We start from the raw sequence: 19,990 nt of genomic DNA on the forward strand, positions 1-19,990 counted from the left end.
TCAACCTCCGAGACGCCAGACCACCGACCAGGGAAGAAGCCGCTCGTCGGCGCCGCCCCAGATCGGCGTGCCCGCGCCGACATCGGACATGATCTCGCGGTCCGAGAGATTTGCGGTCAAGCGCAGAACCGTGCCGTCGCCCATCTGCCAATGCGCGGTGAGCAGGCCGTTGTCGGCTGCCTCGGCATCGCCGAAGCTCGCGCCCTTCAGCCTCGGCATGATCTCCTTGCGACGGACCGCGAGCAGGCTTTTCACCAGCGCAAGCCGCGCGTCCTGTTGCGGCGTGCGGCCGGTCCAGTCGAGCACGGCTGCTTCCAGCGTTGCCGGATCGAGCGGGTCGGGCACCTCGTCACCGTACTTTTCGTAAGCCCAGGCATATTCCTGCTTGCGGCCCTTGCGCACGGCGTCGGCGAGTTCGCCCTGGAAATCGCAGAAGAACGGAAAGGGGACCGTCGAGCCCCATTCCTCGCCCTGAAACAGCATCGGCACCATCGGCGCGAGCAGGGTCACTGCGAGGGCAGCCTCGATCTGTTCCGGCGATGCCAGGCTCTCCAGCCGCTCGCCGAGGGGACGGTTGCCGATCTGGTCGTGGTTCTGCAGGAAGTTGACGAACGTCGCCGGCGGCAGCTTGCCGCTCGGCTCGCCGCGCGGCTTCTTGCCCCAGAATTCCGAGATCTCGCCCTGGTAGACGAAGCCGGAGGCGAGCGCGCGAGCGAGGTCGATGCGCGGCGTCTGGTAGTCGGCGTAATAGCCGGCCAGCTCGCCGGTCAGCATCACATGCCAGACGTGATGATAATCATCGTTCCACTGTCCGCGATATTTGCCGTTCGGCGGCTCTTGCGCAGCGTCGAGCAGGCTGGCGCGATTGTCGCCATTCTCCAGCACGAGATGGATGTGGCGGCCCGTGGCCTTGGCGAGCTCGCCGGCGGCGACGCTGAGGTCCTGCAGCATCGACTGCTCGCCCGGGATCGCCATGATGTGGTTGGCGGCATCCAGCCTCAGGCCGTCGAAGCGATAGTCGCCGAGCCAGGACAACGCGTTCTCGACGGCAAAGGCTCGTGCCTGCGGCACGCGATAATCGATCGCGCTGCCCCACGGCGTGTGCGCATCGGTGAAGAAGGTCGGCGCATAGCGGCCGAGGTAGTTTCCTTCCGGGCCGAAATGATTGTAGACCACGTCGAGAAACACCATCAGCCCGCGCAGATGCGCCTCGTCGATCAGCGTCTTCAGGTCTTCGGGGCGGCCATAGGCGCTGTCGGGCGCATACCACAGCACGCCGTCATAGCCCCAGCCGCGGCGTCCTGCGAAATCGGCGAGCGGCATCAATTCCAGCGCCGTGATGCCGGTCGCTGCGAGATGATCGAGCTTGTCGATCATGGCGCGGTAGGTGCCCTCCGGCGTGAAGGTGCCGACATGGGTCTCGATCAGCACCGTCTCCTCCCAGGGACGGCCGCGCCATTCGCGCGCGCGCCATCGGAAGGCGTCGTGATCGATCACCTCGCTCGGGCCGGATACGTCCTCGGGCTGGAAGGCCGAGGCAGGATCCGGCACATCGATCTCGTCGTCGATCCTGAACTTGTAGGGACTGCCGGCGGTGAGGCCGGCAATCTCGGCGACGAACCAGCCATCCTGCCGGCGCTGCATCGCGTGCCTGCGGTCGAGCAGGAGGTCGACGCGGCGAGCGGCGGGCGCCCATAGTCGGAACGACACGCCGTCCTTCGTCGGCTTCGCCCCGAAGGATGGCCTCATGGTGTCCCCGCGAAGGCGAGCACGGAGCGCGGCGGCGCCTTGCTGTCGCTCCCGGGCGGGAAGTCGATCGTATTCAGCTTGGCATCGGTCGTGTTCAGGATCTGCTGCCAGCTCTTGTATTCGGTCATTTGGGGCAATTTGAATGCGATCTCTTCGGGAGCGGCGTTCAGTACGATAAAGATCGCGGCCCCACGCGGTTCCGTCGGTCCCATCACATAGGAGAGGAACCTGCCTTCCGGGAATTTCCAGTCGCTCTCCGTCATCTCGTCGCCTTCAGGCGTCAGCCACAACGCGCCGTAGGCGTTGCCGTCCTTGGGCCGGCCGTCAAGCCAGCGATGGCTGCGGAGCTGCGAGAACCGGCGGCGGATGTCGGCGAGATGGGTGACGAAATCGACCATGTCGTCGCCCTCCTTGCCGAGATTGTCCCAGCCGACCCAGCCGACCTCGTTGTCCTGGCAATAGGCATTGTTGTTGCCGGACTGCGAGTTGCCGACCTCGTCGCCGGCGAGGATCAGCGGAACGCCCTGCGCCAGCATCAGGCAGGCCAGCACGTTCTTGCGCAGCTGGCGGCGCAGGGCGAGGATCTGGGGATCGTCGGTCGGACCTTCGACACCGCAATTGTTGCTGTGGTTGTCGTTGGAGCCGTCGCGATTGTCCTCGCCGTTGGCCTCGTTGTGCTTCTCGTTGTAGCTGAAGAGGTCCGCGAGCGTGAAGCCGTCGTGGACGGTGATGTGGTTGATGCTGGCGCGCGGCCGCCGTCCGTCGTGGTTGAAGAGGTCGGAGGAGGCGGTCATGCGGCTGGAGATGTCTCCGATCAGGCTGCCTTCGCCGCTCCAGTAGCGGCGCATCGCACTGCGATAGCGGTCGTTCCATTCCGACCATTGCGAGGGGAAAGCGCCGACCTGGTAGCCGCCGAGCCCGAGGTCCCACGGTTCGGCGACGAGCTTGACGGTCGCCAGCACCGGGTCCTGCCGGATCGCGGTCAGGAACGAGCTGCCGCGATCGAAGCCGTTCGGGCCGCGCGCCAGCGTGGTGGCGAGGTCGAAGCGGAAGCCGTCGACATGGCAGACCTCGACCCAGTAGCGCAAGCTATCCATCACCATCTGCAGGACGCGCGGATGGGTGAGGTTGACCGACGAGCCGCAGCCGGTGAAGTCGTCGTAATAGCGCGGGTTCTCGCGATTCAGCCAGTAATAGGAGGCGTTGTCGATGCCGCGATAGCACAGCGTCGGGCCGAGATGGTTGCCCTCGGCGGTGTGATTGTAGACGACATCCAGCATCACCTCGATGCCGGCATCGTGCAGCCGCGCCACCGTGGTGCGGAAGGAGTCGAGCGCGTTGTCCTGGGCGTAGCGCGGCTCGGGCGCGAAGAAGGACAGCGTGTTGTAGCCCCAGTAATTGGCGAGCTTCTTTTCCACGAGAATGCGGTCGTCGACGAAGCTGTGCACCGGCAACAGCTCGATCGTCGTGACGCCGAGCTTCTTGAGGTGTTCGATCATCGCCGGCGAGGACAGGCCGCCATAGGTCCCGCGCAAATTCGGCGGCACGTCGTCGCGCTTCTGGGTCAGGCCCCTGACGTGAGCCTCGTAGATGATGGTGTCTTCCCAGGGGATGTTGGGACGGATCTCGCGGCGTCCCCAGTTGAAGGTCTCGTCGACCACGACGGCCTTCGGCATGCCGCGCGCATTGTCGCGCCGGTCGAAGGACAGGTCCTCGCGCGGGCTTCCGGTGCGATAGGCAAAATGCGCATCGCTCCAGACCAATCGTCCGGCAAGCCGCTTGGCATAGGGGTCGAGCAGCAGCTTGTTGGCGTTGAAGCGGTGACCGTGCTCGGGCTCGTAGGGGCCGTGCACGCGGTAGCCATAGAGCTGGCCGGGCGAGACGTCGTTGAGATAGACGTGCCAGACGTCCTCGGTCCGCTCGGGCAATTCGATGCGCTCGAGCTCGCGGCGGCCCTGCGCGTCGAACAGGCAGAGCTCGACCTTCTGCGCGTTGGCGGAGAACAGCGCGAAATTGGTGCCGCGTCCGTCCCAGCTTGCGCCGAGGCGTGTGGGCGATCCGGCAGTCAGGCGCATCAGTCAGCTTTCCGGAACGAGGAAGATCGCGGCGAGCGGCGGAATGGTGAGGCGCAGCTCGGGGGCCTTGCCTTCAACGGCATGAACTTCGCCGATGTTCCCGACATTGCTGCCGCCGTAATGGGCGGAGTCCGAATTGAACACTTCCTTCCACTTGCCGGCAAAGGGCACGCGAACGCGATAGTTGCGATAGACGTTGGGCGAGAAGTTGATGATGACAAGGCACCGCGCTTGCTCGTCAAATCCCTTTCGAAGCCAGGCGAACACGTTGCGGTTGGCATCATCCGTGATCAGCCATTCGAAGCCGGCCTGGTCGCAATCCATCTGGTGCAGCGCCGGCACCGCGCGATAGAGCCGGTTGAGGTCACGGATCAGCGCCTGGATGCCGGCATGGTACTTGTATTCGAGCAGATGCCAGTCGAGCGACTGGTCGTGATTCCATTCCCGGCTCTGCGCGATCTCCGCGCCCATGAACAGCAGCTTCTTGCCGGGATGGCCGAACATGAAGCTGTAATAGGCGCGCAAATTGGCGAAGCGCTGCCATTCGTCGCCGGGCATGCGGCCGAGGATGGAGCGCTTGCCGTGCACGACCTCGTCATGCGACAGCGGCAGGATGAAGTTTTCCGAGAACGCGTAGTGCAGGCCGAACAGGATCTCGCCGTGATGGTGCTTGCGGTGGACCGGATCCTTGCTGATGTAGTTCAGCGTGTCGTGCATCCAGCCCATGTTCCACTTGTAGCCGAAGCCGAGCCCGCCGAATTCGACCGGGCGCGAGACCTGCGGCCAAGCGGTGGACTCCTCGGCGGCCGTGGTCGCCTGCGGAAAGCGGGCGAACACTTCCGTGTTGAAGCGGCGCAGGAAGTCGATCGCCTCGATGTTCTCCCGGCCGCCATACTGGTTCGGAATCCACGCTCCGGGCGGCCGGCTGTAGTCGAGATAGAGCATGGACGCGACCGCATCGACGCGCAGGCCGTCGATCGCATAACGCTCCAGCCAGAACAGCGCGTTCGACACCAGGAAGTTCGTCACTTCGGTGCGGCCGTAATTGTAGATCAGCGTGCCCCAGTCGAGATGGCGCCCCTGCAGCGGGTTGGCGTGCTCGTAGAGCGAGGTGCCGTCGAAATGGCCGAGCCCGTGCGGATCGTCCGGGAAATGACCGGGCACCCAGTCGAGCAGCACGCCGATGCCTTCGCGATGGCAGGCATCGACCAGTGTCGCAAAGTCGTCGGGCGTGCCGAAGCGGCTGGTTGGCGCATAGAGACCGGTCGGCTGATAGCCCCACGAGCCGTCGAAGGGATGCTCGCTCACGGGGAGGAATTCGAGATGGGTGAAGCCCATGTCGCGGGCGTAGGCCGGCAGCTGCTCGGCCAGCTCGCGATAGGTCAACCATTCATTGCCGTTCTTGCGCCGCCACGAGCCGAGATGGACCTCGTAGATCGAGATCGGCGCCGACAGCGAATTGATGCCGTCGGGCGCCGGATGCGGCCGCGGCAGATGCGCTTCGTCGAACACGATGGACGCCGTCTTCGGCCGCACCTCGCTCGCAAAGGCCAGCGGATCGGATTTCAGCGGCAGCAAATGGCCATGCGGGCCTATGATCTCGAACTTGTAGTGATCGCCGGTCTTCGCATGCGGGATGAACAATTCCCAATAGCCGCTGCCGCGCACCCGCATCGGATGGCGCCGCCCGTCCCAGAAGTTGAAGTCGCCGACCACGGACACGCGCCGCGCATTGGGCGCCAGCACCACGAAGCCGATGCCGTCGACGTCCTCGAGCCGCATCGGATGCGCGCCGAGCCTGTCGTAGAGGCGCTGATGGGTGCCTTCGCCGAGCAGGTAAAGGTCGAAATCGGTCAGGATCGGTGGAAAGCGGTAGGCGTCCTCGAACTCGACGACGTTGCCGCCGAATTTCGCGCGCAGCTGGTAGTGCTTCGAGCCGTTGGGCAGGGCGCCGATGAACAGGCCGGAATCGTGGACGCGGTCGAGCGGGGCGACCTCGCCATGTTCGCCGATCGCCTCGACCTTGACGGCTTCCGGGAGAAACGCGCGCACCACGCTTCTGCCGCCCTCGGGATGCAGCCCGAGATAGTGGAAGGGATCGGAGTGGCGGCCCTCGATGATCGCATAGGCCTCGGCAGGCAGTTTAGGCATGGGCTTCGCTCTCGGCACTGGACAGAATGCGAAGCAGTCCGGTCAGCGGCGCATGGAGCCCCTCAGGCCGGTGGGACAGCTCGTACTCTATTTCGTCGAACGCTTGATCAAGCAGGAAAAATCTTAACAGGCCCTGCGCGGATTGCCGATCTTCCGGCCACAGCCTCCGATCGGTCATGGCTTCGCGGTAGGCGGACAGGAAGGTCGCGGCGGCGCGCTCGCGCCAGTCGTCGAGTGCGGCGGTGAACCGGCCTTGCTCGTCGGTCCCCCCCGAGAGCGCCCGGTCAAGCGCCGCGTTGACCGAAAGATGAATCGAGTGGATCAGGCCGGCGACGTCGCGGGCAGCCGGCGCCTTGCGCCGCTTGTTGGCCAGCGGCCGGCGTGGATCGCCATCGAAGTCGATGATGAAGATATCGTCCTTCACGATCAGAGTTTGCCCGAGCCGGAAGTCGCCGTGATGACGGATGTTCAACCCGCCGATGTCGGATGGCAAGAGCGCATTCAGGCCGTCGGACAGGCTCGCGCGCACCGCCGTGAGCCGGTCGATCATGGGCCGGTCCGCCTCCCGCAGCCCATCGCGGCTGTCGGCGAGCCGCTCGAGAACCCGCTCGGCACGAGCATCGAGGTCGGAGATCCAGGCCTTGATCTGGGTGGAATCGATCGGCACCGGGGCGAGATCGTCGGGCGTTGCCGCGGCGAGAGCGACGTGCAGCTCGGCGAGCCTCCGGCCGATCTGCGCGATGAAGTGCAGATAGGGCGCCTGCACCTGGGTCTCGCGGAGTGTTTCGCCGGCCGGCAACACGCGCTGCTCGTCGATATAGCGATCGAGATACCCTGTGGTCACGGTCCAGCCGTCGCCCTGGTTCTCGACATAGGCATGCAGGACGCCGAGGGCGCTGCGCTGGTCACCCTCGACCAGCTCGACGCTGCCAAGCAGCGCGGGCGTATTGGCGAAGCGCGCCACTTCGGTGAGATAGTGGCCGATCTCTATCTCGGGGCTGATGCCGCTCTCGAGCTGGCGATAGATCTTGGCGACGTACTGGTTGTCGACCAGCGCGGTGCTGTTCGACTGCTCGATCGCGCGGATGCGTTCGGGCTCCTTGATGGCGCAATCGGCAAAGCGGCTGGTGGGCTTGAACTCCAGTCGCAGATTGTTCTCTTCCACGACGAGATGATGCGACAGATTGCGCAGGAACAGGCCGATGAAGATCTGGTCGGTCGCGACGTCGAGCAGCGTTCCCTCGCGCGCGCCCTGGCGCACGGCGGCCAGCGCCTTGGGGTTGAAGCGCTCGCGGTCGAAGCGCACCCACTCGATCTGTAGCGGCAGCACGTAGCGCGCGGTCGCGTCCCCCTGCCTGGTTTCGAAGAACGCGATCCAGGGCCTGTTGTCGCCGATGTCGCAGAACGGCACTGCCGAGGTCAGCGCGGTCCTGATCTGCTTGGGATTGTGCTCGGGATACCACCGCGTCCGCGACAAGAAGCCCGGCAACACGTCGCGCTCGAATATGCCGCGCTCGCGAGCGAGAGAGACCCAGTTCGAATTCACCGGCACGACCAGCGTCTCGAACTCCGGCACCGCGCGCGGCGTCACCGGCTCGGACTTGTCGCGTTCCAGCAGCTGGAACCAGTAGAAGCCGTAGGGTCCCAGCGTGATCATGTAGGGCAGTTCGCCGATCGCGGGGAAGCGCGTGCGGCCGAGCATCTCCTGCGGGATGCGATCCTTCCAAGGCGACAGGTCGAGCTCGGTCGCCTGCGCGGCGCGCGAGAGATTGGCGACGCAGAGGATCACCTCGTCGCGGTATTGCCGGACATAGGCCAGCACGGCGCGGTTGGCGGGGCGGATGAAGGTCATGGTGCCGCGGCCGAAGGCGAGCGTCGATTTGCGTACCGAGATCAGCCGCTTGGTGGCGCTGAGCAGCGAGGACAGGCTGCGCGACTGCGCCTCGACGTTCACGGATTCATAGCCGTAGACCGGGTCCATGATCAGCGGTGCGTAGAGGCGGGCCGGGTCGCAGCGTGAGAAGCCGCCGTTGCGGTCCGGGCTCCACTGCATCGGCGTGCGCACGCCGTTGCGGTCGCCGAGATAGATGTTGTCGCCCATCCCGATCTCGTCGCCGTAATAGATGATCGGCGTGCCGGGGAACGACAGCAGCAGCGAGTTCATCAGCTCGATCTTGCGGCGGTCGTTGTCCATCAGCGGCGCAAGGCGCCGGCGGATGCCGACATTGATGCGCGCGCGGGGATCGTTGGCGTAGGTGGTCCAGAGATAGTCGCGCTCGACGTCGGTGACCATCTCCAGCGTCAGCTCGTCATGGTTGCGCAGAAACAGAGCCCATTGGCAGCTTGCCGGAATATCCGGCGTCTGTCGCAGGATGTCGGTGATCGGGAAACGGTCCTCCTGCGCGATCGCCATGTAGATGCGCGGCATCAGCGGGAAGTGGTAGGCCATGTGGCACTCGTCGCCGCGGCCGAAATATTCCTGCACGTCTTCCGGCCATTGATTGGCCTCGGCCAGCAGCAGCTTGCCCTTGGCGTAGGCGTCGAGCTCCTGGCGCAGCCGCTTGATGACCGCATGCGTCTCGGGCAGGTTCTCGTTCGACGTGCCCTCGCGCTCGCAGAGATAGGGAATGGCATCGAGCCGGAAGCCGTCGACGCCGGCATCGAGCCAGCGCTTCATCACCTGGATGAGTGCGCTCACCACGCGCGGATTGTCGAAATTGAGATCCGGCTGGTGCGAGAAGAAGCGATGCCAGTAGAACGCGCCGGCCTCGGGATCCCAGGTCCAGTTCGATTTCTCCGTGTCGGTGAAGATGATGCGCGTGCCCTGGTACTTCTGGTCGGTGTCGCTCCAGACATACCAGTTGCGGGCGCTGGAGCCCGGATGGCTGCGGCGCGCGCGCTTGAACCATTTGTGCTGGTCCGAGGTGTGGTTGACGACGAGCTCGGTGATGACGCGCAAGCCCCGCTTCTGCGCCTCCTGGATGAAGCGCTTGAAATCCTTCATCGTCCCGAAATCGGGATTGACCGAGCCGTAGTCGGCGATGTCGTAGCCGTCGTCGCGGCCGGGCGAGGGGTAGAACGGCAGCAGCCACAGCGCGGTGACACCGAGCTCCTGGAGATAGGGCAGCTTCTCGGTCAGCCCGGCGAAGTCGCCGATTCCGTCATTGTTGCTGTCGGCGAAGGCCTTGACGTGGAGCTGGTAGACGATGGCGTCCTTGTACCAGAGCTCATCCACGATCTCGGCGGCCTCAACCTTCTTGGTGTCGACGGAAGACAGAACATTCATGGCGTGAACCCTTACGCCAGGCAGCGGAACAGAAGTGCCGGATCGCGGTCGGGATCGATACGCAACCTGATCCCGCCCCATTCGATGCGGGACTGTTCGCCGGTGAGAAGGTTTTCGAGTGCCGTCACATGGTGTCGCTGTCCGCCGGCGTCAATGGTGACGTCGCCGAGCGGCAGCCAGCATTCGCGCACATGGCGCGACAGCGCGATCACGATGACGACAGTGTTGGCCGGATCGGCCGCCTGCTTCGCGAAGGCAATCGTCTCGCCGTCCTCGATGCCGAGGAAGCGCAAATTCGCCGTCTGCTGGAGCGCCGCATTTCCGTTGCGGACGCGATTGAGCGCGGCGATGTAGGGCTTGATGTTGTCGGGCTTGTCCCAGTCGCTCTGTCTGATCCGGTACTTCTCGGAGTCGAGATATTCCTCGCGGCCGGGAATCGCTTCATGCTCCAGCAGCTCGAAGCCGCCATGGATGCCGTAATTGCCCGAGAGCGTGGCCGCCAGAGCGATGCGCGACTTGAATGCCCAGGCTTCTCCACTCTGGAGGTGATAGGGCAACAGATCGGGCGTGTTGACGAACATGTGCGGACGATAGAAATCGCGCTCGGGATAGCGCGTCAGCTCGCAGAGATATTGCTCCAGCTCCCACCGCGAGGTGCGCCAGGGGAAATAGGTAAAGGACTGCGCAAAGCCGAGCTTGGCGAGACCCTTCATCAGCTTTGGCCGTGTATAGGTCTTGGAGAACAGGATCACCTCGGGGTGACGGTGGCGGATGTCGCGGATCAGCCACTCCCAGAACGCGAGCGGCGCGGTGTCGTGATTGTCGATGGCGAAGATGGTGACGCCATGGTCGATCCAGAACAGCATGGCATCGCGAAAGGCGTTCCACAGGCCGACCCTGTCGACGGAGGCGAAATCGGGAATGACGATGTCGGAATAGGGGCCGTCCGGCGTTCGTACCGAGCGGTCCGGCCGCCATTTGAACCATTCCGGATGCTGCGTCAGCCAGGGATGGTCCGGCGAGCACTGCACGGCGAAGTCGAGCGCGAGCTCGAGACCGTATTCCAGGCAGGTCGCGACCAGCGCGCGGAAATCCTCGATCGTGCCGAGCTCGGGATGCAGCGCATCGTGGCCGCCCTCGGCCGAGCCGATCGCATAGGGCGAGCCGGGATCGCCTTCACTCGCCACCGGCGCGTTGTTGCGGCCCTTGCGACGGGTATGGCCGATCGGGTGGATCGGCGTGAGGTAGAGCACGTCGAAGCCCATGGCGGCGATGTCAGACACGCGCGCGATGCAGTCGCGCAGCGTGCCATGCCGGCCCGGCAATGCGCTCTGGCTGCGCGGCATCGTCTGATACCAGGCGCCGAAACGCGCCTTGTCGCGGTCTGCGGTCAGCGGGAAGGGTGCCGAGCGGGTCAGGTCGGGCCGCGACTGGCTCTCGGCCATGGCTTTGCCGAGCTCGGTTGCAAGCAGCGAAGTGACGTCGCCGTTCCTCAGATAGTCCTCGCACTGCCTGATGATGACCGCCGCTGCGTCCTGCCGCGCGCCATGCGCCTTGGTCAGGAGTCCGGCGCCCTCGATCGCATCGAGGCTGACATCGGCACCGCTGCGCCGCTTGCGCGCGACCGCGCGAGACCAGGTGGCGAATTCGTCGGTCCAGGCTTCGATCGCATAGACATATTGGCCGGGCTCGACGGGCGTGAACGCGCCGGACCAGCGGTCATTGCCGTGATGGGTCATCGCCTCGCTCCGCCATTCGCGGTCCTGCTCGCGGCGCCAGATCAGGGCCGCGGCGATCACGGCGTCGCCGTCGCGATAGATGTCGGCCCAGACCTCGACCGGTTCGCCCGCGATCCGTTTCACGGGGAAGCGGCCGCCGTCGATCAAGGGATAGACGTCTTCGATGAGGAAAGCGCTGCCGGCTGCGGCGCTCTCGACAGTTTGAATTGTCTTGTTCACGGTGATGCCATTGACAAGAAAGCAGGGGCCCGTTTCCCTTGTCGGGAACCTACACTTGATACCATTATAGAAAGCCGCTTGTGTGTCATTGGTTCCCCGGGGAACGGCAAGCGCAGTTTGCGAGTTACCCCTGACTAACCTCTTCCGCGACCTCGTTAAAATCGATGCCCTTGGCCAAACGATGGCCTGCAAGCTGCGTGCCGAATGGATCTTTTAGCTCAAGCCCGGATCAAGGGCGTTCAGTCCGAATTCGTTGATGCCCTCGGCAAGCTGCGGGTCACCGCGCCGGAGGCGCTCAAATCCATCCTCGACGCCCTGCCGCAGCTGCGGGTCTACCGTTTCGTCAGCGGACCGGTCGTGGTGCGTGCGCTGGGACATCCGCGCACGGAATTGGCGGCTATCGGCACGCCCCCATTGCAGTGGAAAATCCTCGGCAACGGCAATGTGATCGCCCAAGGCGAGACGCGCGAGCCCGTGATCGCCTGGCCCGCCGGCCTGGCGCTCGGGTATCACCGCCTGACGCTGACCGACGCCGAAGGCGTGACGGAAGAGGTGCCGATGATCGTAGCGCCCGAACGCGCCTTCGGCGGCGATTTCGACCGCGGCTGGCTGCTTGCCGTCCAGCTCTACAGTGTCCGTTCGGACCGCAATTGGGGCATCGGCGACTTCACCGACCTCGCCGGTCTGGTCAGGCTTGCCAAGCAGCTCGGGGCCGACGGCGTCGGGCTCAACCCGCTGCATGTCCTGTTCGACGACCACCCGGCCGATTGCAGCCCCTATTCGCCGAACAGCCGGCTCTTCCTCAACCCGCTCTATATCGACGTCGAGGCGATTCCCGAATTCTCGGCGGACCTCGTGCCCGACGCGGCCGCGACGGCCGCCCGTCTGCGCGAAGGTGATCGCGTCCCTTATGCCGACATGGCCGCGTTGAAATGGCTGGGTCTTCGCGCCGCCTTTGGCAGCTTCGTGACGAGCGCGAGCGAGGCGCGCCGCAAGGAGTTTGACGCCTTCCGTGCCGCCCGCGCGCCGTTGCTGTCGCGCTTTGCCTGCTTCGAGGTGCTGCGCCATCGCTTCACCGCACCCTGGTGGGAATGGCCGTCGAAATGGCAGCAGCCGGACGAGGCGAAATGCGCCGAGCTGCGCAATGGGCCGGACAGGCGCGAGGTCGAGTTCGTCGAATTCGTGCAATGGACCGCCGACAGCCAGCTGCATGCCGCCAGGGAGCTCGCCAGCCGGCTCGGCATGCGGGTCGGACTTTATCTCGATGTCGCCGTCGGCGTGCAGTCCAACGGCTTCGATGCCTGGAACGAGCAGACGGCGATTTCCCGCCATCTCGCCGTCGGCGCGCCCCCCGACGTGCTCAACACCATCGGCCAGGACTGGGGTCTCGCCGGCTTCAACGCCGGTGGCCTCGAAGCGCAGTCGTTCGTGCCGTTCGCCGACATGCTCGCTGCGTCGATGCGTCATGCCGGCGCCATCAGGCTCGATCACGTGCTCGGGCTGAAGCGGCTCTATCTGGTGCCGCGCGGCTTCAAGCCGGACAACGGCGCCTACGTCCAGATGCCGTTCGAGGCACTGCTGGCGGCCGTGGCGCGCGAGAGCGCGGCCCATCAATGCATCGTGATCGGCGAGGACCTCGGTACCGTGCCTGAAGGTTTTCGCGAGATGATGCAGGATTTCGGCATCTGGTCCTATCTCGTCATGATGTTCGAGCGCGACGATGCCGGCCATTTCCGCAATGTCGACCACTACCGGCCCAACGCGCTGGTCACGCTGAACACCCACGATCTGTCGACCTATGCCGGCTGGCGCTCCTTCAGCGACCTCAAGATGAAGCGCTCGCTCGGGCTCGATCCCGGCGAGAACGACCAGGCGCGCTGGGATGCGCTCGGCCGGCTGGACGAGATCCTGCGCCAGAACGGCATTCGGGCGAACGACCTCTATTCGGTGCTCACCTTCCTGTCGCGTACGCCCTCCCGGCTGCTCGCGGTCTCGCTGGAAGATCTGCTGGGTGTGATCGACCAGCCCAACATTCCCGGCACGATCGACGAACATCCGAACTGGCGCCAGCGCCTTCCTGTCGCACTCGACCAGATCGCGTCCAAGGTCGACCTCACGGCGCTGCGAGCGGCGACGCGGGAACGTTCGTTGATCGGCGGGAGTTAATCGGCCGGGATTTCATAAGGCTCGCACCGTATTGTCACAGAAGATCGAAGATTATGCGCTGATCGGTGACTGTGAGACCGCAGCGCTGGTCGGGCGCAACGGCTCGATCGACTGGCTGTGCTGGCCGGCCTTCGACTCGGATGCCTGTTTTGCTGCGATCCTTGGCAACCGCAAGAACGGCCGCTGGCTGATCGCGCCGGCCGAAGACGTGATCCGCACCTCGCGCCGCTATCTCGGCGAAACCCTGATCCTCGAGACGCGCTTCGAGACCGAAAGCGGCACCATTGCGCTGATCGATTTCATGCCGCCGCGCGGCAAGGAATCGGACATCGTGCGGCTGGTCCGCGGCATCCGCGGCGCGGTGAAGATGCGGATGGAACTCATCATCCGCTTCGGCTTCGGCGCCAACATTCCCTGGGTGCGGCGGATTGATCATTCCCTGATGGCAGTCGCCGGCCAGGACATGACCGTGCTGCGCAGCCCGGTCGAGACCCGCGGCGAGGATTTGACCACGCTGTCCGATTTCGAGGTGAAGGCCGGCGAAACCGTGCCGTTCGTGCTGACTTACAGTCCGTCGCATCTCGACCCGCCCGCGCCGATCGATCCCGACATCGCGCTTCAGGAGACCGAAAAGTTCTGGCAGGATTGGTGCACCCATTGGTCCCGCGACGGTGACTATCAAGATCTCGTCATGCGCTCGCTGATCACGCTGAAGGCGCTGACCTTTGCACCGACCGGCGGCATCGTTGCGGCACCCACCACCTCCTTGCCGGAGAAGCTCGGCGGCAGCAGGAATTGGGACTACCGCTTCTGCTGGTTGCGCGATGCCACCTTCACGCTGCTGGCGCTGATGAACTCGGGCTACACCGAGGAAGCGCTGGCCTGGCACAATTGGCTGTTGCGTGCGGCGGCGGGGGCGCCCGCGAACATGCAGATCATGTACGGCATCTGGGGCCAGCGGCGGCTCTTGGAATGGGAGGCGGGCTGGCTCGCCGGCTATGAGGGCGCGCAGCCCGTGCGCGTCGGCAACGCGGCGCATGCGCAGCTCCAGCTCGATGTCTATGGCGAGTTGATCGATGCCTTCCACCAGTCGCGCATGGCCAAGCTCCAGCTCGACGAGGAGACCTGGGCGCTGGAATGCGCCGTGCTCAGTCATCTGGCTGAAGTCTGGGACCGGCCCGATCACGGCATCTGGGAGCGGCGCGGACAGCCGAAGCATTACGTCTTCTCCAAGGTGATGACCTGGGTCGCCTTCGACCGCGGCATCAAGAGCGCCGAGACGTTTGGCTTCAAGGCGCCGCTGCTGCACTGGCGCACCCTGCGCGAGGCCATTCATCGCGACGTCTGCAACAAGGGCTTGGACGCGGAGGAAGGCGCCTTCGTCGAGTCCTACGGCTCGAAACTGCTCGATGCATCCGTACTGCTGCTGCCGGCCGTCGGCTTCCTGCCGGCGGACGATCCGCGCATCCGCGGCACCATCGCCGCCGTCGAAAAACGCCTGATGCGTGACGGCTTCGTGCTGCGGCACGACCCGCGCGAACTGCCCCCTGACCAGCCGCCGCTCGAAGGCGCGTTCCTGGCCTGCAGCCTGTGGCTGGCCGATGCCTATGTGCTGTCAGGCGCTCTGGACAAGGCGCAAGCCTTGCTCGATCGCGTGGCCGGGATTGCCAACGACGTCGGCCTGCTGGCCGAGGAATATGATTCAGTCGCACGGCGCCAGACCGGCAATTTCCCGCAGGCGCTGACCCACATCGCGCTGATCAACACGGCGCAAAATCTGTCGGCGGCAAGGCAGGAGAGCGAGAAGGCGGCGGTGCAGCGGTCGAAGTGAGGCGAGCGCGTAACAGTGCAAAGTGCGATGAAACGACCGCTTGATCGTCGCAACGGCGGAGGTGCGCCCCAGGAGAAAGCGTCCACCCGGCGCTTCGCGCCGACCTCTCTCGCAAGCGGTAGAGGTGAAGAGAGCTAGCTGCGTCGCTCAGCCCACTCCATTCCACTTCAGGATCATCTCCATCGCCTCCGCAAAACCGTCCTGCTCGTTGCTCGCGGTGACGTGGGTGGCCTGGTCCTTGACGTTGTCGGCGGCGTTGCCCATGGCGATCGAGGTGCCGCTGACGCGGAACATCGCGAGGTCGTTCTGCATGTCGCCGATGGTGGCGACCGCGCCGGTCGCAATGCCGAGGCGCTTGGCCATGGCCTCGACGAAGGTGCCCTTGTCGAAGCCGGGCGGGGTGATGTCGAGATAGTAGGTCTGCGAGCGGACCGCTGTGGCTTCGCTGCCGAGCGCTTCCTGCATCGCTTTCTCGCAAGCCGCGAGCCCCGCGGCATCGGCGCTGGCGCCGACGATCTTGCAGGCGCTGGCAAGATAAGGCGAGAAATCGGACACGATGGTGGGGTCGGCGCGGATCGTGTGCTGCTCGTGGGCGACGTAGCTGCCGCCGGGATTGTCGATCAGCCATTTGTCGGTGGTGAACAGCCAGATGTCGGCCCCGAACTCACGAAGGATCTGCAGGGACCGCGCGACCGCGGTCGCCGGAATCAGGTGCTGCTCGACCGGCCTCATCTCGGGATCGACGATCGAGGAGCCGTTGAAGGGGCCGACCGGCAGCCACAGCGCCAATGGCTCGATCAGGAACCGCATCCCGATCGCGGGGCGGCTGGAGGTGATGGTGAAGCCGATGCCGGCGCGATGCAGCCGCAGCACCGCACCTCTCGCGCGTTCGGTCAGCGTCTTGTCCCTGGTCAGCAGCGTGCCGTCGACGTCGGAGACCACGAGTGAGATTTGCGTCATGGCAGGACCTTTACCGCGCCCAGTTTCAGTTGCCGCACCACGCCGTCCACGATCGCTTCGACGGATTCGTCGATGGAGACGGTGACGACGTGCTCGCCCGCCTCCGGCGGTTCCAGCGTGTTGAACTGGCTCGTCAACAGCTCGGGCGGCATGAAATGTCCCTTGCGATGCGCCAGTCGCTCGGCGATCAGCTCTTTCGTGCCCTTCAGGAAGACGAAGCGGACGTCGTCGCGGCCACGCAGCAGCACGTCGCGATAGGCGTGCTTCAGCGCCGAGCAGGCGATGATGACGTGCTCGCCGCGTCCGCATACAAGCGCAATCTCGTCGGCAATGGCATTGAGCCAGGGCCAGCGGTCTTCGTCGGTGAGCGGATGGCCGGCCCGCATCTTCTCGACATTGCTGGCGGGATGAAAGCTGTCGCCGTCCTCGAAACGCCAGCCGAGCCGCTCGCCGAGTGCCTTCGCAACCGTGCTCTTGCCCGAACCCGACACGCCCATCACGATCAATGCACAAGGTGCTTCAGCGCGGCCCACGAATTTCCTCCGGAAGCGCGGCCTGGTCGACCAGCCAGACGGTCTCACCACTCGAGCGCGCGCGTAAGGCCGGCAGATTCTCGCCATTGAGCAGGCGCGTCAAGATCGCTTGCTTGTCGTGCCCGGCAATCTCGAACAGCATCTCGCGGCAAGACGCCAGAACGGGAAGGGTGAGCGAGACCCGCGGCACGAACGGCGCGACATTGGCTTTGGCGACCCCGACGACCCAGCGTCGGGTCTCCTCGATCTCGGGATAACCGGGAAACAGCGAGGCGGTGTGGCCGTCCGGTCCGGCGCCCATCAGGACGAGATCGAACAGCGGGCGTTCCGGATCGAGCTGGTCTGCGCCATAGAAGGCCTGCAACTCGCGCGCATAGGCGTCAGCGCCGGCATCGGGATTCTCGGCCGTGGTCGGAATCGGGTGGATATGGCCGGCGGGCGCATTGCGATCGAGAAAGATCGCGCGTGCGACGGCCATGTTGTTGAGGGGATCGCTCTCGGGCACGAAGCGCTCGTCGCCGATAAACCAGTGCACGCGGTCCCACGGAATCCTGCCGCGCCAGACCTCGCTGCCGAGCAATTGGTAGAGCTTCTTCGGGCTCGAGCCGCCGGTGAGGCAGAGCGCGATTCGTCCGGGATTGGCCGCGATCCGCGCCATCAGCCGTTCGGCCGCGGCACGGGCAAGAGCTTCGGAGTCGGCTTCGACGATCAGCTTCGGCTGGCCGGCCGCAATCACGAGTATTTCCGCCAGCTTCGCCCGTCGCGCCGCAGCAGCTCGTCGGCGCAGTTGGGGCCGTCGCTTCCGGCTTCATAGGTTTCGATGCCGTTGGTGCCCGCGCTCTTCCAGGCGTCGAGGAACGGTTGCACCGCCTGCCATCCGGCCTCGACGCCGTCGGCCCGCTGGAACAGGATATTGTCGCCGATCATGCAGTCGTAAATCAGCGTCTCATAGCCGGTCGACGGATCGGCGCGGAAATAGTCGCCGTAGCGGAACTTCATCTCGACGCCGTCGATGGTGACGCTCGGGCCCGGGATCTTGGCGTTGAACTGAAGCTCGATGGTCTCGGTCGGCGCAATCCCGATGGTCAGAAAGTTCTGCGAGAGTCGGTCGATCGCCGTGCCTGAGAACATCGACAGCGGCGCCTGCTTGAACTTGATCGCCACTTCCGTGCGCTTGTGCGCCAGTGCCTTGCCGGTGCGCAGATAGAACGGCACTCCGGCCCAGCGCCAATTGTCGATCATCAGCTTGAGCGCGACATAGGTCTCGGTGGTGCTGCCGGGCTTGACGTCCGCAATCTTGCGATAGTCCGGGATCTCCTCGTCGCCGATGCGTCCTGCGAGATATTGCGCGCGCACCGAGCTCTTCAGCGCTTCTTCCCGGCTCGGCCGCTGGATCGCGGTGAGCACTTCGGCCTTCTCGGAACGGACCGAATGGGCGTCGAAACGGGTCGGCGGCTCCATCGCCACCAGCGACATCAGCTGGAACAGATGGTTCGGCACCATGTCGCGCAATGCGCCGGTTGCGTCATAGAAGCCGCCGCGATGGCCGACGCCGAGCTTCTCCTCGACCGTGATCTGGATGTGATCGATGTGGTTGCGATTCCAGATCGGCTCGAACATGCCGTTGGCAAAGCGCAGCACCAGGATGTTCTGCACCGTTTCCTTGCCGAGATAGTGATCGATCCGGTAGATCTGGTGCTCCTCCATGATCTTCAGGAGCTCGGCGTTGAGCGCGCGGGCCGAGGCGAGATCCGTGCCGAACGGCTTTTCGATCACCAGCCGCCGCCAGGCGCCGTTCTCCTTCATCAACCCGGTGCGGCCGAGCTCGCGTGCGGTCGGCGCGAAGGCGGCGGGCGGGGTCGCGAGATAGAACAGCCGGTTGCCGCCGGTCTCCTGCGCGCATTCCAGCGAATCCAGATGCGCGCGCAGGCGGTCGAAGGAGGGCGGATCCTTTGCGTCGGCCTCGACGAAGGTCACGCATTCCAGCAGCTTCGTGGCGACGTCGTCGTCCACGGGCCGCGTCGCGAACTGACGCAGCCCCTTCAGCAGGCTGTCGCGCAGCTCGTCATCCGATTGGCCCCTGCGGGCGACGCCGACGACGCAGAATTTTTCCGGCAACAGATGCTCGGCAGCCAGATTGTACAGCGAGGGCATCACCAGCCGATGGGTGAGGTCGCCAGTCACGCCAAAGATGACGAAGGCGCAATTTTCCGGCTTGCGCTTTGGCTGCGGATCTTTTGTCACGAATTGTCGACCTTCGCTGGTTACGTCCTGCTTGATCTCATTTGGGCTTCGCCGCGCCCGGCCGCTTCGGCTCCCTGTGGCCGCCGAATCCTGCACGCATCGCAGAGAGTATTTTTTCGGCGAAGGTGTGTTCCTTGCGGGAACGGAAACGTGTGTAGAGCGCCGCGGTCAGGACTTCGGCCGGCACCGCCTCGTCGATCGCGGCATTCACGGTCCAGCGGCCTTCGCCGGAATCCTCGACGAAGCCGGAATATTCTGACAGAAGCGGGCTGTCGGCGAGCGCTGTCGAGGTGAGGTCGAGCAGCCAGGACGGAATCACGCTGCCGCGCCGCCACACTTCGGCGATGTCGGCGAGATCGAAATCGTAGCGGTGATCTGCCGGCAGCGCCTCGATGTTGGCGTTCTTGAGAATGTCGAAACCTTCGGCATAGGCCTGCATCAGGCCGTATTCGATGCCGTTGTGGATCATCTTGACGAAGTGACCGGCGCCCACGGGGCCGGCATGGATGTAGCCCTGCTCGATGCGGGGGTCGCGGCCCTCGCGTCCCTCCGTGCGCGGGATGTCGCCGGCCCCGGGCGCGAGCGCGGCGAAGATCGGATCGAGCCGGTCGACCACCTGCTTCTCGCCGCCGATCATCATGCAATAGCCGCGGTCGAGGCCCCAGACGCCGCCGGAGGTGCCGACGTCGACGTAGTGGATGCCGCGCTCCTTCAGCGCCTTGCCGCGGCGGACGTCGTCCTGCCAGAAGGTGTTGCCGCCGTCGATGATGACGTCGCCTTCCTGCATGACGCCAGCGATCGTGTCGATCGTGGTCTCGGTGATGCGCCCCGCCGGCAGCATCACCCAGGCCGCGCGCGGCCGCTCCAGTTTCGCGACGAACTCTTCCAGCGTCGACGAGCCCGCTGCGCCGTCGGCGGCGAGGCCGGCGACGGCCTTGGCGTCCTTGTCGTAGACCACGGTCGAATGTCCATGTCGCATCAGGCGGCGAACGATGTTACCGCCCATCCGGCCGAGGCCGATCATGCCGAGTTGCATG

The 19,990-nt window shown here is 65.0% G+C and carries 12 protein-coding genes; 2 read left to right on the plus strand and 10 right to left on the minus strand.

The annotated features are described in order from the left end of the window. From treZ to XH87_RS22520, 5 genes are read right to left on the minus strand one after another with little or no spacing between them, the layout of a single operon-like run. Positions 1-1,749 carry a malto-oligosyltrehalose trehalohydrolase gene (treZ, locus tag XH87_RS22500; RefSeq protein ID WP_271588930.1) on the minus strand — a complete coding sequence of 583 codons (1,749 nt, stop codon included), beginning with the start codon at positions 1,747-1,749 and terminating at the stop codon, positions 1-3. Further along, positions 1,746-3,824 (minus strand): glycogen debranching protein GlgX, encoded by a 2,079-nt coding sequence (glgX, locus tag XH87_RS22505; protein ID WP_271588931.1) that lies wholly within the window; start codon positions 3,822-3,824, stop codon positions 1,746-1,748. The genes treZ and glgX overlap by 4 nt, the downstream gene beginning before the upstream one ends. A gap of 3 nt (positions 3,825-3,827) precedes the next feature. Beyond that, on the minus strand, positions 3,828-5,975 hold the full coding sequence (gene glgB, locus XH87_RS22510) for a 1,4-alpha-glucan branching protein GlgB (protein WP_271588932.1): 2,148 nt from the start codon (positions 5,973-5,975) through the stop codon (positions 3,828-3,830). Beyond that, positions 5,968-9,261: a maltose alpha-D-glucosyltransferase gene (treS, locus tag XH87_RS22515; RefSeq protein WP_271588933.1), complete on the minus strand. Its 3,294-nt coding sequence runs from the start codon at positions 9,259-9,261 to the stop codon at positions 5,968-5,970. Before treS ends, glgB begins: the two co-directional genes overlap by 8 nt. A gap of 11 nt (positions 9,262-9,272) precedes the next feature. Beyond that, positions 9,273-11,219, minus strand: coding sequence for a maltotransferase domain-containing protein (locus tag XH87_RS22520; protein WP_271588934.1), 1,947 nt, complete (start codon positions 11,217-11,219; stop codon positions 9,273-9,275). 204 nt (positions 11,220-11,423) lie between these two features. On the opposite strand from XH87_RS22520, the gene malQ reads away from it, so the two are divergent. After that, positions 11,424-13,385 carry a 4-alpha-glucanotransferase gene (malQ, locus tag XH87_RS22525; protein WP_271588935.1) on the plus strand — a complete coding sequence of 654 codons (1,962 nt, stop codon included), beginning with the start codon at positions 11,424-11,426 and terminating at the stop codon, positions 13,383-13,385. Between the two features lie 31 nt (positions 13,386-13,416). Further along, positions 13,417-15,216, plus strand: a complete 1,800-nt coding sequence (locus XH87_RS22530; RefSeq protein ID WP_271588936.1) for a glycoside hydrolase family 15 protein — start codon at positions 13,417-13,419, stop codon at positions 15,214-15,216. Between the two features lie 147 nt (positions 15,217-15,363). On the opposite strand, the gene XH87_RS22535 is transcribed toward XH87_RS22530, so the two are convergent. From XH87_RS22535 to gnd, 5 genes are read right to left on the minus strand one after another with little or no spacing between them, the layout of a single operon-like run. Then, entirely contained in the window at positions 15,364-16,176 is an 813-nt protein-coding gene (locus tag XH87_RS22535; protein WP_158672070.1) for an HAD family hydrolase, read from the minus strand. Next, on the minus strand, positions 16,173-16,673 hold the full coding sequence (locus XH87_RS22540; RefSeq protein ID WP_442868298.1) for a gluconokinase: 501 nt from the start codon (positions 16,671-16,673) through the stop codon (positions 16,173-16,175). Before XH87_RS22540 ends, XH87_RS22535 begins: the two co-directional genes overlap by 4 nt. A 22-nt stretch (positions 16,674-16,695) precedes the next feature. Next, positions 16,696-17,445, minus strand: a complete 750-nt coding sequence (gene pgl, locus XH87_RS22545; protein ID WP_271588938.1) for a 6-phosphogluconolactonase — start codon at positions 17,443-17,445, stop codon at positions 16,696-16,698. After that, positions 17,442-18,953: a glucose-6-phosphate dehydrogenase gene (zwf, locus tag XH87_RS22550; protein ID WP_271588939.1), complete on the minus strand. Its 1,512-nt coding sequence runs from the start codon at positions 18,951-18,953 to the stop codon at positions 17,442-17,444. Before zwf ends, pgl begins: the two co-directional genes overlap by 4 nt. A gap of 37 nt (positions 18,954-18,990) precedes the next feature. After that, the gene (gnd, locus tag XH87_RS22555; protein ID WP_271588940.1) at positions 18,991-19,989 is read right to left on the minus strand and encodes a phosphogluconate dehydrogenase (NAD(+)-dependent, decarboxylating); all 999 of its coding nucleotides are present in this window, start codon (positions 19,987-19,989) and stop codon (positions 18,991-18,993) included. Position 19,990 lies beyond the last annotated feature (1 nt).

The organism is Bradyrhizobium sp. CCBAU 53415 (assembly GCF_028128735.1).
Lineage (GTDB): Bacteria > Pseudomonadota > Alphaproteobacteria > Rhizobiales > Xanthobacteraceae > Bradyrhizobium.

Bases quoted from the DNA above. Each gene is read 5' to 3' on its own strand.
- XH87_RS22535 (WP_158672070.1), bottom strand. From the start codon at position 16,176: ATGACGCAAATCTCACTCGTGGTCTCCGACGTCGACGGCACGCTGCTG.
- gnd (WP_271588940.1), bottom strand. From the start codon at position 19,989: ATGCAACTCGGCATGATCGGCCTCGGCCGGATGGGCGGTAACATCGTT.
- treS (WP_271588933.1), bottom strand. From the start codon at position 9,261: ATGAATGTTCTGTCTTCCGTCGACACCAAGAAGGTTGAGGCCGCCGAG.
- glgX (WP_271588931.1), bottom strand. From the start codon at position 3,824: ATGCGCCTGACTGCCGGATCGCCCACACGCCTCGGCGCAAGCTGGGAC.
- malQ (WP_271588935.1), top strand. From the start codon at position 11,424: ATGGATCTTTTAGCTCAAGCCCGGATCAAGGGCGTTCAGTCCGAATTC.
- XH87_RS22540 (WP_442868298.1), bottom strand. From the start codon at position 16,673: ATGGGCGTGTCGGGTTCGGGCAAGAGCACGGTTGCGAAGGCACTCGGC.
- treZ (WP_271588930.1), bottom strand. From the start codon at position 1,749: ATGAGGCCATCCTTCGGGGCGAAGCCGACGAAGGACGGCGTGTCGTTC.
- glgB (WP_271588932.1), bottom strand. From the start codon at position 5,975: ATGCCTAAACTGCCTGCCGAGGCCTATGCGATCATCGAGGGCCGCCAC.